Below are 12752 nucleotides of genomic sequence, written 5' to 3' on the forward strand. Positions count from 1 at the left end.
CGAATGTCCCCCGGGGGCTGCGCCCCCTCCTCCTTGATTTCGCTGCGGGGAGCACCCGATGCCCTGTGCACGGTGGGCGCGGCTGCGGTGCTGGCCGATCAACGACCGCTGCGCATGACGATCACGTCGATGGGGTGCCTTGCGCAGCGAAATCAAGGAGGAGCCCGAAGGGCGGGGGACATTCGCGGAGCAAGGGACCCCGTCGGCGGGAGCGCGCCCCGAACAAACCACCTCACGGACAACAAGAAGAATCGGAAGGAGAGGTTTCATCTCAATGCCTTCCTGTGGCCACAGGCGCACCGCGGTGCAGTTCCACCATGCGCGCCACCTTGTCGAGCCATGCGCGCACTTCGTCGAACGCGGCCAGCGCTTCGTCCCAGGTGGTTTCGATGAAACGCACGCGGCTGCCGATCGGCGCCTGGCCGAGGCGCCACATGTCGGCCTCGATCACCGTGCCGAGCTTGGGGTAGCCGCCCGAGGGCTGGGCATCGCGCATCTGGATGATCGGCTGCCCGCTGTGCGGCACCTGGATCACGCCGGGCACGATGCCGTGCGAGCGCAGCTCCATCGGCGCGATGGGGCGCAGCGCCTCGCCTTCGAGGCGGTAGCCGTAGCGGTCGCTCTGCGAGGTGATCTTCCATTCGCCGGCCCAGAAGGCGTCACGCGACGCCGCCTCGAACGCCATGTACTCGGCCGCGGGCAGGACGCGCACGGCCGCCACGCCGCCCTGCTGCAGCGGCAATGCGAGCGCGGGCGGCACGAGGCCGAAACCGGTCTTGCACGCAGTGCGCGCACCGGCGGCACGCAGCACGTCGCCCCGGCGCAGCGCACGCCCTTCATGGCCGCCGAAAGCACCGCGCAGCTGCGTGCTGCGCGAGCCCAGCACCTCGGGCACGTCGACCCCGCCGGCCAGGCACAGCATGGCGCGGCTGCCGCGCTGCGCGCCGCCCTGCGGCAGGCCCAGCGTCAGCACCTGCCCGGCCCGCGCCTGGTGAACCCACCAGGGCAGCAGCGGCTGGTCGTCCAGCCGGGCCGCGCAATCGGCGCCGGTCAGCGCGAAGGCGCAGTCCTCGCCGAAGCGCACCTTGAAGGGAAACACCGGCACTTCGACGGCGGCCGCGTCGAGCGCATTGCCCAGCAGCAGGTTGCCGGCCGCGAGCGCCAGGTTGTCCATGGCGCCCGAAGTGCCGACGCCCCAGCGCAGGCTGCCGGTGCGCCCCAGGTCCTGCACGGTGGCGAGCGCGGCCGAGGAAAGTACTTCGATCATTGGACGATGCCCTCCACGCGGAAACGGATCATGTCGCCCGGCTGCAGCGCCGCGGGCGGGTCCTGCGCGGGATCGAAGAAGGACATCGAGGTGCTGCCGATGGTGTTCCAGCCGCTGGGCCCGGCCGAGGCCGACACGCCGGTCTGCGCGCCGCCGATCGACACCGCGCCGCCCGGAATGCTCAGCACCGGCACCCTGCGGCGCGGCGTGGCGATGCGCGCGTCCATGCCGCCCAGGTAGCAGTAGCCCGGATGGCTGCCGAGCGCATACACCGGGTAGAGCGGCGCGCTGTGCAGCTCGACGATCCGCTCGACGCTCAGGCCGGTGTGTGCTACCACGTCGGCCATGTGCGGGCCGCCCGCACCGCCGTAGACCACGGGCAGCTCGACCACCCGGCCTTCCCGCGGCAGCGCGACGGCCGCGTCCCACGCATCGCGCAGGCGCGCCTCCAGGGCTTCGAGCGCACCGAGGCCGCGCGGCGGGCGCAGGAAGGTCAGCATCAGGTTGTTCATGCCCGGCACGGCTTCGCGGATCTCCGGCCAGGCCTGGGTCTCGTGCGCCAGCGCCCAGATGCGCTGCTGCGAGTTGAGGTTCATCTCGCCGGGCGCCTCGAAGAGCAGCGCGGTCGTGCCCAGCAGGCTGATCGATGGACGCTGCGCGATCATGCCGCGCTCCTTTGCTGCAGCCAGCGCTCGAGGTGGTGGATGTCCACGCCGCCGGCGGCAAAGCCTTCGTCGCGCAGCAGGTCGCGGTGCAGGGGCACGTTGGTCGCGATGCCGTCGATGCGCATCTCTGCGAGCGCGAGGCGCATGCGCTCGAGTGCATCGGTGCGCGTGCTGCCGTGCACGATCAGCTTGGCGATCATCGAGTCGTAGTAAGGCGGCACGCGGTAGCCGGCGTTGGCGTGCGAATCGACGCGCACGCCGAAGCCGCCCGGCACCTGCCAGCCGGTGATGCGCCCCGGCGAAGGCGCGAAGGTGTCGGGGTTCTCGGCGTTGATGCGGCACTCGATCGCATGGCCCTGGCATCGCACCTCGCGCTGCGCCAGCGACAGGCGTTCGCCGCGTGCCATGCGCAGCTGCTGCTGCACGATGTCGATGCCGGTGGTCATCTCGGTCACCGGGTGCTCGACCTGCAGGCGGGTGTTCATCTCGATGAAATAGAAGGCCCCCTTCTCGTAGAGGAACTCGAAGGTGCCGACGCCGCAGTAGCCGATCTGCCGGCAGGCGGCCGCGCAGCGCTCGCCCACCTCGGCCATCAGCGCGTCGTCGATGCCGGGCGCGGGCGCTTCCTCGATCACCTTCTGGTGGCGGCGCTGCAGCGAGCAGTCGCGGCTGCCCAGCCAGACGGCGTTGCCGTGGCTGTCGGCCAGCACCTGGATCTCGACGTGGCGCGGATGCAGCAGGAACTTCTCGATGTAGACCTCGGAGTTGCCGAAGGCCTGGCGGGCTTCCTCGCGCGTGAGCGCCATCGCATCGAGCAGCGCCGCTTCGTCCTGCACCACGCGCATGCCGCGCCCGCCGCCACCGCCCGCGGCCTTGACGATCACCGGGTAGCCGATCTCGCGCGCGATGGCCTGCACGGCGGCCGGGTCTTGCGGCAGGCCTTCGTCGGGCCCCGGCACGCAGGGCACGCCGGCCCTGCGCATCGCGCGCTTGGCCGAGACCTTGTCCCCCATGGTGCGGATGCAGGCCGCACTGGGACCGATGAAGACCAGGCCGGCCTGCTCCACGCGCGCGGCAAAGCCCGCGTTCTCCGACAGGAAGCCGTAGCCCGGGTGGATGGCCTGCGCGCCGCTGACTTCGGCGGCAAACAGGAGGGCGGAGGGGTTCAGGTAGCTCTGCCCCGGCGCCGACGGCCCGATGCACAGCGCCTGGTCGGCCTGTGCGACATAGCTGGCTTCGCCGTCGGCCTCGGAATGCGCGACCACGGTCCTGAGGCCCAGGCCGCGGCAGGCGCGCAGGATGCGCAGGGCGATCTCGCCGCGGTTGGCAATGAGGACGGTATCGAACATGGCCCGGATTTCCTCAACCGAAGCGGAACAGGGGCTCGCCTGCTTCCACTTCCTGGCCCGAACGCACCAGCACGGCCTGCACGGTGGCGGCAGCGTCGGCGCGGACTTCGTTGAACATCTTCATGGCCTCGATCACGCAGAGCATCTGGCCGGCCTCGACGGCCTGCCCCGGCTGCACGAAGGGCGGTTCGCCCGGCGCGGACTGCAGGTGCACCACGCCGTAGAGCGGTGCGAGGCATTCGGCCGCGGCGGCCGGCGGCGGCGCCGGTCCCGTGGGCACTGCGGCGCTCGCCTTCCGCGCAGCCGCCGGGCGCCGCGCGGCGGGCACGGCCGCCAGCGCCGATTGCTTCACCAGCCGCAGCGTGCTGCCGTCTTCGCTGTACTCCAGCTCCGCGAGGTCCGAGGCCGCGAGTGCGTCGATGAGCGTCTTGATCTGTTCCTGCTTCATGCCGGGCCTGCCTGTGGCGACAGAACATCCTTGGTGGCCGACGCATTCCGCGAACGCGTGACGGCAGGCATGAAAGGTAACGGCCCGCGGGCACAAAGCCCAAGACGGAATGGCTGTGCCGGGATAAGGCCGGCTTATGACGGTGCGCTACGACAGCGCGGCCAGTTCGGGTTCGGGCGTGGCCGCGAAGGTGCCGGCGAGGTCGACCACGAGTTCGAGCAGGATGCTCTTCACCGCCTGCGCCGGCTCCGAGAGCGGCAGGTGGTCGGACTGGCACAGCGCCAGCGGGGCCTCGATGACCGGATCGACGATCTGGAACTGCCAGGCCCCGCAGGACGCCACCACTTCGCGCGCCATCGATGCCGGCAGGATGGTGGCGCCCAGCCCGTCGGCGATGGCTGCGGTCAGCGTGAAGGCCGATTCGATCTCGGCCACCACGCGCGGCACCATGCCCGCGCGCACGAAGGCCGCGTCGACCAGCTTGCGCACCACGTTGTAGGGGCGCGGCAGGAAGAGCTCGATGTCGCGCAGGTCGGCCAGCTTCACCGGCTGCGCGGGCGCCGGCATGGCACGCGGCCCGACCAGGAACAGCGGCTCCTTGAGCAGCGGCAGGAAGCTCAGGCCGTGGATCGCCTTGTCGCCGTAAAGCACGGCCAGGTCCATGCGGCCGTTCATGATGAGCTCGCTCAGCGTGGTGCCGTAGTTCTCGTTCAGGTAGAGCAGGATGCCGGGGTGGCGCGCACGCACGGTGCGCAAGAGCGGCAGCGAGAGCGCGGAAGCCGCCGTGCCGGGCGCTAGCCCCACCGACACCTGGCCCGACAGCCCTTCGCCGGCCGCTTCCATGTCCACGCGGGCCTGCTCGCACTGGCGCAGGATGATCTGCGCATGCCGGTACAGCACCTTGCCGGCCTCGGTGGGCGTGACGCCGCGCTTGGTGCGCACGAGCAGCTGCTGGCGCACCTCGCCCTCGAGCGTGGCCAGTTGCTGGCTCAGCGCCGGCTGGGCGATGAAAAGGACCTCGGCCGCCTGCGTCAGGCTGCCGATGTCCACGATCTTCACGAAATATTTGAGGCGTCGCAAGTTCACGCCATGTCCCCAAGCAAAAGCCGAGCCTAGCACCGCCCCCGCGCAGCGGCCATCGGGAGCCACCATAAGCTGCGCCTATCCGGCCAGAGCGATCTTGTCTTGGCCTCGCTGGCGCGATGTGCGTACCGTTCGATCCGTGCAATCCCCAACCCAGGAAGACAAGTGACGCCCTCCCGCATTGCCGCCCGCGTGCGGCGCATCAAGCCCTCGCCCAGCACCTCCGCCGCCGACCGCGCCAACGAGCTGCGCCGCCAGGGCAAGTCGATCGTGAACCTCGTGGTGGGCGAGCCCGACTTCGACACGCCGCCCCACATCCGGCAGGCCGCCGCCGCCGCCATCGAGAAAGGCGCGACGCGCTACACCCTGATGGCCGGCACGGTGGAGCTGCGCCAGGCCATCGCCGCCAAGCTCGAACGCGAGAACGGCCTGCACTACGCGATGAACGAGATCATCGCCACCAGCGGCGCCAAGAGCGCGATCTACAACGCCTTCGCCGTCACGCTGGAGCCGGGCGACGAAGTCATCATTCCCGCGCCGTACTGGGTGTCGTACCCCGACATGGTGCTGGCCTGCGAAGGCACGCCGGTCACCGTGGCCTGCCCCGAAGCCGACGGCTTCAAGCTGACGCCCGCCCAGCTGGAGGCCGCGATCACGCCGCGCACGCGCTGGCTGCTGATCAACTCGCCCAGCAACCCGACCGGCGCCAGCTACACGGCCGACGAATACCGCGCACTGGCCGAGGTGCTGCAGCGCCATCCGCAGGTGATGGTGATGACCGACGACATCTACGAGCACATCCGCTTCGACGGCCAGGCAACGCCGCACCTGCTCGCGGTGGCGCCCGCGCTGCGCGAGCGCACGCTGGTGGTCAACGGCGTCTCCAAGACCTATGCGATGACGGGCTGGCGCATCGGCTATGCGGCCGGTCCGGTGGATCTGGTCCGGGCGATGGACACGCTGCTGTCGCAGTCTACCGGCAACTGCTGTTCGGTGAGCCAGGCGGCCGCTGCGGCCGCCATGAATGGCGACCAGGGCTTCGTGGCCGAGAGCGTGGCCGTCTACAAGCAGCGCCGCGACCGCACCCTGGCGCTCATCAACGGCATCCCCGGCCTGCGCTGCACCCCGCCGCCCGGCGCCTTCTACCTCTACATCCACTGCGGCGGCCTGATCGGCAAGACCACGCCCGAGGGCAAGCGTCTGAAGGAAGACGGCGACGTGGTGATGTACCTGCTCGAGAGCGAAGGCGTGGCGGTGGTCGCGGGCACCGCCTACGGGCTGTCGCCCTACTTTCGTCTCTCCATCGCCACCGCCATCGAGACGCTGGAAGAAGGCTGTGCGCGCATCGCGCGGGCCGTGGCCGCCCTGCGCTGACGCGCCCCTGAATTACCGAGGACAACACCCATGCCCTACAAAGCCATCCGCAAGAATCCATCGGCCGCACCGGTCCCCCCCAAGATCCTCACCGCACTGCGGGAGATTCCTGTTGCGGCGCTGAGCGACAACATGCACCGCAACATCGGCAGCGCCGGCCTGCACCCCTACCACCGTCCAGCCGCCCGGACCATGGCGGGCACGGCCGTCACGGCACGCTCGCGCGGAGGCGACAACCTCACGTATCTGCGCGCCCTGGAGTTCTGCCGGCCCGGCGACGTGCTGGTGATCGATGCCGGCGGTGACCTCAACAACGCGGTGGTCGGCGGCATCCTCTCGTTCTACGCCGCGCACATCGGCACCGTGGGCGTGGTGATCGACGGCGCGATCCGCGACGTGGCCGAGATCCGGGCACGCGAGTTCCCGGTCTACGCGCGAGGCGTCACCCACCGCGGCCCCTACAAGGACGGCCCTGGCGAGATCAACGTGCCGGTTTCCGTCGGCGGGATGGTCGTCAATCCCGGCGACATCGTGGTCGGCGACCAGGACGGGCTGATGGCCTTCGCGCCAGAGGAGGCCGAGCTGCTGATCGAGAAGGCGCGCGCGCACCTGGCGACGGAAGCGGAGACCATCCGGGCCATGAAGGAAGGCCGCTGGGACCGCGCCTTCATCGATGTGCTCGAGGCGCGCTGCGCCAACTGAATCCTGCGTGCCGCGTCGGCATTCGATGCGGGGCAAGCTACTGTCACTTCTGAAGTGACGGAGCCGGAGTGGCCGACAGGTTGGTGCCCGCCACGCTCAGGCTGTTGACCGCAGTATTGGCGACAGCAGTGCCGCGCTGGCTGTTGTCCGAAACGCTGAGAGCCGAGTCGGCAATGGCCGTGGGCTGTCCGCTGCCTGCGTGTGATCGCATGGGCAGAGATCGCCATGATGTTCAATGCACTGTTGCTGATCGCCGACCCATTCAGCGATGTACGCTCCGAAGTAAAAGCACATGGGAGTAGTCCAGTTTGATCCCCGCTGCGGCAGCCATCCGGACAGTGCATTCCGTTGTTGCCGCCATTGCTGAATGCATCGACTTGTCGGCACTGGCGCCGGCGTTCGCGTTGGAAGAAATCCCATGATCCGCGATGCCAAATTTGCGAATGGCAATAGCACCTTTGCCAAAGGCATAGAGAAAGACAACCAGAAAGACGATCCTGAGACCACCCGGCTGCATCCCTGCAGACTGCACATGCGGAGCCGTTGCAGCCACGACAAGCGTGCTCAAAATCGGATGTGCGACAAGAAGCGATGCGGCGAGCAAGCTCCAGCGTCGGACGCCCCAGACCAGCGAAGCGACGACCAGAACCTCCAACACACCGATGACGAATGGAACGGTTTGCGCCCCGCTCACTATTGTGCTGAAGACGAGCGATAGGACGAGAACGGCCAAATAGACGATGCCGGTTTTCCAGCCCCCTCCGCCGGGTGGCGAATCACAGTTCTCCGAGCTTCGCCGCGTCCAAGGGGTTTTGCAGCCACTTGGCGATGTCTCCGCCCAGCGCATAGGTCACCACGCCCACCATGCTGCAGGTGCTGCGCGGCAGGCCGAAGTACATGAACATCTGACGCTGCGCCGTGAACTGGACTGGCGCCGCGCCGGGGCGGTCCAGCACGCCGTGCAGTTGCACGATCTTCGGGCCGCCATAGAGCCCGCCGGCATTGGCCAGGATGTCCGTGATCTCGATGCGCAGCGTTGGTGCGCCGGCCACGTTGGCCGACGGCGACGGCACCGCGAACTCGTAGGGCGCCAGCAATTGATCCTGAATGGCCTGGTTCAGCGATGCGGGAACATCGCATGCATCGTCGGCCTTGGCCAGTTGCACGCCCTTGGTGGTCTTGCCGTAGCTGATGGCGGGCAGGACCACCGCATTGCGGGCAGTGGCCGTGGGTTCCGGTGGCTCGGCCTCAGCGACTGTGGAGCCGCGAGAACCGCAGGCGGTGAGCATCACTGTGGTCAGAGCGGCGATGGTGAAGATGTGTTTGCTGGTAGTCACGAATTTTCCCTGGTGATGGTTGGACCTTGGTCTTGCGCGGGAGGACGACTGGAACACCCCGCCCTATTTCAACGACGCTGATGCTGCACGCTCGTCGGCTGACATTCCTTCCGGCGCCGTCACCACAGACGCGCTTTGGTCTGCCCAAGCGTCTCGATGCACTGAGCCAAGGCCTTGGCGCGCTCCTCGCGTACGCGCTGCCAGGCATCCGCTTGCCAGGCAGTCCAGGCCACCGGCTCGGACTGGTAGAAGCAGTTGGCAGGCATGGGTGGAAGGCCAAAACGCAGGCTTGCCAGGCCCAGGCCGGCACTGAACTGCAGGCGGTACAGTTCGTCCTGCCCCGACAGGTTTTCGTAGACCAGTCGCCACACGCCAGGATTAACCGGCGCGTCGGCCTCGGCGGGCAACTGTGCGGCAGCAAGCATGTCTTCGCGCGTCCATCCGCTTTCGCTGCGGCCCCGCTCCAGTTCCTTCCACGCCCGGGCCGCATAGACACGGGTGGCGATCTCGCCGAGCGCCTGCGGCAACTCCTTCAGACCGGGATTGCTGGCCCATGGCTGCCCCGCCAGTTCAGGGACGGCGTCGCCGATCAGTTCGTCCTTGGAGAAGCTCTGCACTAACCCTCCCCTTCCGCCTGTTGCCACTGCCAGACCCACGTTGAGCGCCACCTGTGACGCCACAGCCCGTCCTGTGTGATCACGGCGCACGACGCGCAACTGCTCGAAGCCGCCCGGATACGAGTTGCCCAGCAGGCGCATCTTCGTCGTGCCCACGGGTACGAGACCATCGGCCGCGGCGTAGCTGCTCAGCGGAGGCGCCGAGACTGCTGCTTCCTCCGACTGCGTCGCGGCCAACGGTGGATGGGTGACGCATGCCGATAGGAGAAGCGAGATGCCGAGTGCGCCACATCGCAAGGCAGCCGCATTCGCGGAGAATTTTTCTTTTGTTGTTTTCATTGGAATCATCCCTTGATCAGAAACTCGCGTTGAGATTGAAGCCGAAGGTGGTCTTGGCCGTCCGATAGCCCTCCGGCTTGCGGATCGGTGCCCCCATGAAGAAGTCGTAGCTGAGCTTCCCCCCGCGTCACAATAGTTGTCGCCTCCTTAGACCCAAGAACCCGGGGGCGGCGATGAAGGATGAGAGTGGCTCGATACGGACAAGCATTCAAGGACCGGGCGGTAGCAAGGTTGCTGCCGCCGGAGAGTTCGGCGCTGGAGGTAGTGGCGCGCGAGGTTGGCATTGGAGTGGAGACACTGGAGCGTTGGCGCGAGGATGCGCAGTCCATGCCCGCCCGAGGGCGGGCATGGACTGCGCGCGCGCGGCTTGAGGCGGTGATCACGACGGCGGCGATGCCCGAGGCGGCCAAGAGCGCCTGGTGCCGCGAGCACGGGGTATACCCAGCCGATCTGGACAAGTGGCGATCGAGCGCCACTGCCGCGCTGGCACAGCCTGAAGAGGCCCGTGCCAGCCCGCAGGCCACGCGGGCCGACCGCAAACGCATCAAGGAGCTCGAGCGCGACCTGCTGCGCAAGGACCGGGCGCTGGCCGAGACCGCAGCCCTGTTGGTACTCTCAAAAAATCTCGAGGCGATCTTCCACAAGGGAGGGGACGAATGATCGGCCTCGAAGATCGCCGGATCGTGGCCCAGAACATCTCCAAGGCTCACACCGCCGGCGCGCGGCTGCGCCTGGCCTGCGAGAGCGCCGGCATCGACGTGCGCACCCTGCAGCGTTGGCAGGCTCATGAAGGCCTCACCGCGGGCGATGGCAGGCCGCAGGCCGTGCGCCCCATACCCGGCCATGCCCTGAGCCAGGAAGAGCGCGCACAGCTGCTGGCGGTGGCCAATGAGCCGCGGTTCGCTGCCGTGCCGCCGGCGCGCATCGTGCCCATGCTGGCCGATGAGGGTGTGTACTTGGCCAGCGAGTCCAGCTTCAGTCGCGTCCTGCGCGCGCACGGGCAGAGCGCCCATCGCGGTCGTGCCAAGGCGCCCAGGGTCGTGCGCCCTCCCACGACGCACATCGCCGAGACACCGCGACAAGTCTGGTGCTGGGACATGACGTACCTGCCCGCGCAGGTGCTCGGGCGCTGGTTCCATCTCTACCTGATCCTGGACCTGTACAGCCGCAAGATCGTGGGCTGGGAGGTTCACGACACGGACGACTCCGACCATGCCGTGCACCTGGTGCGCCGCACGGCGCTGGCCGAGGGCATCGCCACCCTGGACACCAAGCCGGTGCTGCATGGCGACAACGGCTCCACATTGAAGGCCACGACAGTGCTGGCGATGCTCAACTGGCTGGGCGTGAAGCCGTCGTACTCCAGGCCTCGCGTGAGCGACGACAACGCCTATGCGGAAGCATTGTTCAGAACGGCCAAGTACCGCCCGGAGTTCCCCGCCAGGGGCTTCGCCGACCTGGACCACGCGCGCTCCTGGGCGGCCGGCTTCGTGCGTTGGTACAACCATGACCATCGACACAGCGGCATTCGCTACGTCAGCCCTGCGCAACGCCACAACGGCGACGATCAAGCCATCCTCGCTGCTCGCCACGCGCTGTACACCCGTGCACGCGCGCTCAACCCAGCACGATGGTCAGGGCCTACACGCAACTGGTCGCCCATCGGCGCAGTGACTCTCAACCCCGAACGTGACTGCATCGTTCAGGCACATGCGAGGAACCCCAACATACAGCCGCTGGCTGCATGAAAGAGGCGACAACTACCTTGACGCGCGCCGGCTTGCTCCACTGCCCCCGCACCCCGATGACCGCGCCCGCCAAGCTGCGGCCCAGCAGGTCCGCGGTGGAGCGCCCGCCGACATGCCCGTAGTCGGCACCGACATACAGCTCCGCCCCGCTCTGCCCCATGGCCCAGCCGATGTCGTTGCGGATCAGCCAGCCGCGCTCGCCCATCAGGCTGGTCTCGCCATCGAAGCCGCGCACCGTGTAGCGACCGCCGATGGCGAAGCGGTCCTGCGGCAGCAGCGGCGTGCGGTTCCACTGCGCGCGCACCAGGCCCGAGTAGCGCGGCTTCTGCTCGCCCAGCTTGAACGGCGCGTTCAGGCTCACCTCGGCCGTGTAGAGCTTCAGGCGTGAAGTGCCTTCCAGGAACGGGCTGGCGCCATTGCCGAACGCAATCTCTTCTGCTGCGGGCCTGGCGCCAAAGCCACCGGTGCCGCGCTTGTAGGCCAGCGTGCCGTCGAGCGTTGCATCGCCGATGAACTCCCGATGATTCAGGCCGAATTCCCAGCCACCGACCACGCGATGCTGATCCGGCAGTTCCGTGTCCTCGATGACGTTGCGCGATTCGCGCCGGAAACCCTTGAGGGCGACTGTGGTCTTGCGGCTCTGGTCGCGGTAGACCAGGCGCGATAGCTTGACCTCGGCGTTGTTGGACTTGCCGGCGTAGCTGATGGGGCCGTTGAAACCCGCCACGCTTTGGTGGTACTGACTGTTCGAGGCGGTCAAGCCCAGCATCCAGTAGCCGTACGGCAGCGAGTAGTGCACCGTCTGGCCTTCGGTGCCGTAGCTCGGCTCCGAGAGGAAATGGTTGTTGATACTGTGGTTGGCGCTCAGGTAGAACAGGTCGTTCAGGCCGAAGGGGTTGTCCAGCGACAGCGTGGCGCCGGCCTGGTAGCGGCCGGTGGCCTCGGTGCCGCTGTCGTCCAGGCTCAGGGTGACGCGCCACTTCCTGGCCTGCACGTACTTGACCACCAGGTCGCTGTCGCCCGGCTTGGCATCGGGTGCGGTGGAGGGTTCGATCTGGATGTCGGCCTCGGCCGTGGGGGCGCGCTTGAGATTCTCCAGGCCCTGCTCGATGTCGCGCAGGTTCAGCAAATCGCCTGGGCGGGCGGGAATGGCGGAGCCCAGCAAGGCGCCGCTGCCCAGCAGCGTCGAGGAAGAGTCCGGCGTCAGGCGGATGGCCGCGATGCGCCCGGGCACCAGCGACAGGGTCAAGGTGCCGGTGGAGAGATCCTGCGGGGCGGCCAGCACCCGCGTGGTGACGAACCCGCGCGCAATCGCCGCCTGCTGGGCGCGCGCGAGCACCACATTAACACCCGCGGTGCCGAGGCAGCGGCCAATAGGCGAATCGTTGCCCTCGGGGCCCGACAGATCGGCCACCGCCCACTGGAAGGCATCGGACTGTTCGCCGACAAGCAGCACGCGGTCGATGCGAAAACATGGTGCTTCGGATTCGGGGATGCGCTGTGGCAGTGGTGGCGGGGCCGCTTGTGGCCGCTGGTCGACCGTGCGCTCGTTCTGCTGGCGCAACGCGCGTTCGCGCTCCAACTGGCGCTGCTGTTCGCGCAAGGCGGTTTCTCGTTCCTGTTGGCGTTGCAGTTCGACGAACGACAGTGGGGCGGTTGGCGTCTGCTGAGCGAATGCAAACAAGGGGCCACCCAACACCATGCCGGCCAGTGCGGCACGTGAGCTTGTTTTCAAGGTCTCTCCCTAAATAGTTTTCTGGTCGTGCCTGCGACCGATCGAATCAAATCAAATCAAGATCAATACGGATCTAAAAACTGCTCTT

Annotated in this window: 13 protein-coding genes; 3 read left to right on the top strand and 10 right to left on the bottom strand. The window is 67.9% G+C overall.

The features are described from left to right. Positions 1-271 precede the first annotated feature (271 nt). The 5 genes from VAPA_RS30660 to nac all read right to left on the bottom strand — a co-directional run bounded on the left by VAPA_RS30660 (position 272) and on the right by nac (position 4815). Positions 272-1267 (bottom strand): 5-oxoprolinase subunit C family protein, encoded by a 996-nt coding sequence (locus VAPA_RS30660; RefSeq protein ID WP_021004118.1) that lies wholly within the window; start codon positions 1265-1267, stop codon positions 272-274. Beyond that, on the bottom strand, positions 1264-1932 hold the full coding sequence (gene pxpB / locus VAPA_RS30665) for a 5-oxoprolinase subunit PxpB (RefSeq protein WP_021004119.1): 669 nt from the start codon (positions 1930-1932) through the stop codon (positions 1264-1266). Before pxpB ends, VAPA_RS30660 begins: the two co-directional genes overlap by 4 nt. Next, positions 1929-3281 (bottom strand): acetyl-CoA carboxylase biotin carboxylase subunit, encoded by a 1353-nt coding sequence (gene accC / locus VAPA_RS30670; protein ID WP_021004120.1) that lies wholly within the window; start codon positions 3279-3281, stop codon positions 1929-1931. Before accC ends, pxpB begins: the two co-directional genes overlap by 4 nt. 13 nt (positions 3282-3294) lie before the next feature. Then, positions 3295-3729 carry an acetyl-CoA carboxylase biotin carboxyl carrier protein gene (locus tag VAPA_RS30675; RefSeq protein ID WP_021004121.1) on the bottom strand — a complete coding sequence of 145 codons (435 nt, stop codon included), beginning with the start codon at positions 3727-3729 and terminating at the stop codon, positions 3295-3297. A 147-nt stretch (positions 3730-3876) separates the two neighbouring features. Further along, positions 3877-4815: a nitrogen assimilation transcriptional regulator NAC gene (gene nac / locus VAPA_RS30680; protein WP_021004122.1), complete on the bottom strand. Its 939-nt coding sequence runs from the start codon at positions 4813-4815 to the stop codon at positions 3877-3879. Between the two features lie 162 nt (positions 4816-4977). Between nac and VAPA_RS30685 the strand changes: the two genes are divergently transcribed. Together VAPA_RS30685 and VAPA_RS30690 are read left to right on the top strand one after the other, a co-directional pair. After that, a complete protein-coding gene (locus VAPA_RS30685; RefSeq protein ID WP_021004123.1) occupies positions 4978-6186 on the top strand; it encodes an aspartate transaminase in 1209 nt (402 codons plus the stop codon). A 30-nt stretch (positions 6187-6216) separates the two neighbouring features. Beyond that, entirely contained in the window at positions 6217-6888 is a 672-nt protein-coding gene (locus VAPA_RS30690) for an RraA family protein (RefSeq protein ID WP_021004124.1), read from the top strand. Between the two features lie 43 nt (positions 6889-6931). Here VAPA_RS30690 and VAPA_RS34680 read toward each other — a convergent pair whose 3' ends face one another. From VAPA_RS34680 to VAPA_RS34685, 4 genes are all read right to left on the bottom strand, one after another. Continuing rightward, entirely contained in the window at positions 6932-7099 is a 168-nt protein-coding gene (locus VAPA_RS34680) for a hypothetical protein (protein WP_021004125.1), read from the bottom strand. Between the two features lie 51 nt (positions 7100-7150). Beyond that, on the bottom strand, positions 7151-7621 hold the full coding sequence (locus VAPA_RS30695; RefSeq protein WP_021004126.1) for a hypothetical protein: 471 nt from the start codon (positions 7619-7621) through the stop codon (positions 7151-7153). A 43-nt stretch (positions 7622-7664) separates the two neighbouring features. Then, the gene (locus tag VAPA_RS30700; protein ID WP_021004127.1) at positions 7665-8225 is read right to left on the bottom strand and encodes a hypothetical protein; all 561 of its coding nucleotides are present in this window, start codon (positions 8223-8225) and stop codon (positions 7665-7667) included. Positions 8226-8344: 119 nt separating this feature from the next. Further along, on the bottom strand, positions 8345-9181 hold the full coding sequence (locus tag VAPA_RS34685; protein ID WP_021004128.1) for a hypothetical protein: 837 nt from the start codon (positions 9179-9181) through the stop codon (positions 8345-8347). Positions 9182-9367: 186 nt separating this feature from the next. Here VAPA_RS34685 and VAPA_RS30715 point away from each other — a divergent pair. Then, positions 9368-10929, top strand: a protein-coding gene (locus tag VAPA_RS30715) for an IS3 family transposase (RefSeq protein WP_155248141.1) whose coding sequence is annotated in 2 segments (ribosomal slippage) — positions 9368-9797 and positions 9797-10929 — 1563 coding nt in all. Because the reading frame shifts where the segments join, the coding sequence is not laid out codon by codon here. On the opposite strand, the gene VAPA_RS30720 is transcribed toward VAPA_RS30715, so the two are convergent. Beyond that, a complete protein-coding gene (locus tag VAPA_RS30720) occupies positions 10859-12631 on the bottom strand; it encodes a ShlB/FhaC/HecB family hemolysin secretion/activation protein (protein WP_021004130.1) in 1773 nt (590 codons plus the stop codon). The two genes, VAPA_RS30715 and VAPA_RS30720, sit on opposite strands and share 71 nt — an antisense overlap. Positions 12632-12752 lie beyond the last annotated feature (121 nt).

This window comes from Variovorax paradoxus B4 (assembly GCF_000463015.1).
Lineage (GTDB): Bacteria > Pseudomonadota > Gammaproteobacteria > Burkholderiales > Burkholderiaceae_C > Variovorax > Variovorax paradoxus_E.

Coding starts and splice junctions, on each gene's coding strand:
- VAPA_RS30720 (WP_021004130.1), bottom strand. CDS start 12,631: ATGGTGTTGGGTGGCCCCTTGTTTGCATTCGCTCAGCAGACGCCAACC.
- VAPA_RS30675 (WP_021004121.1), bottom strand. CDS start 3,729: ATGAAGCAGGAACAGATCAAGACGCTCATCGACGCACTCGCGGCCTCG.
- accC (WP_021004120.1), bottom strand. CDS start 3,281: ATGTTCGATACCGTCCTCATTGCCAACCGCGGCGAGATCGCCCTGCGC.
- VAPA_RS30690 (WP_021004124.1), top strand. CDS start 6,217: ATGCCCTACAAAGCCATCCGCAAGAATCCATCGGCCGCACCGGTCCCC.
- VAPA_RS30660 (WP_021004118.1), bottom strand. CDS start 1,267: ATGATCGAAGTACTTTCCTCGGCCGCGCTCGCCACCGTGCAGGACCTG.
- pxpB (WP_021004119.1), bottom strand. CDS start 1,932: ATGATCGCGCAGCGTCCATCGATCAGCCTGCTGGGCACGACCGCGCTG.
- VAPA_RS34680 (WP_021004125.1), bottom strand. CDS start 7,099: ATGCGATCACACGCAGGCAGCGGACAGCCCACGGCCATTGCCGACTCG.
- VAPA_RS34685 (WP_021004128.1), bottom strand. CDS start 9,181: ATGAAAACAACAAAAGAAAAATTCTCCGCGAATGCGGCTGCCTTGCGA.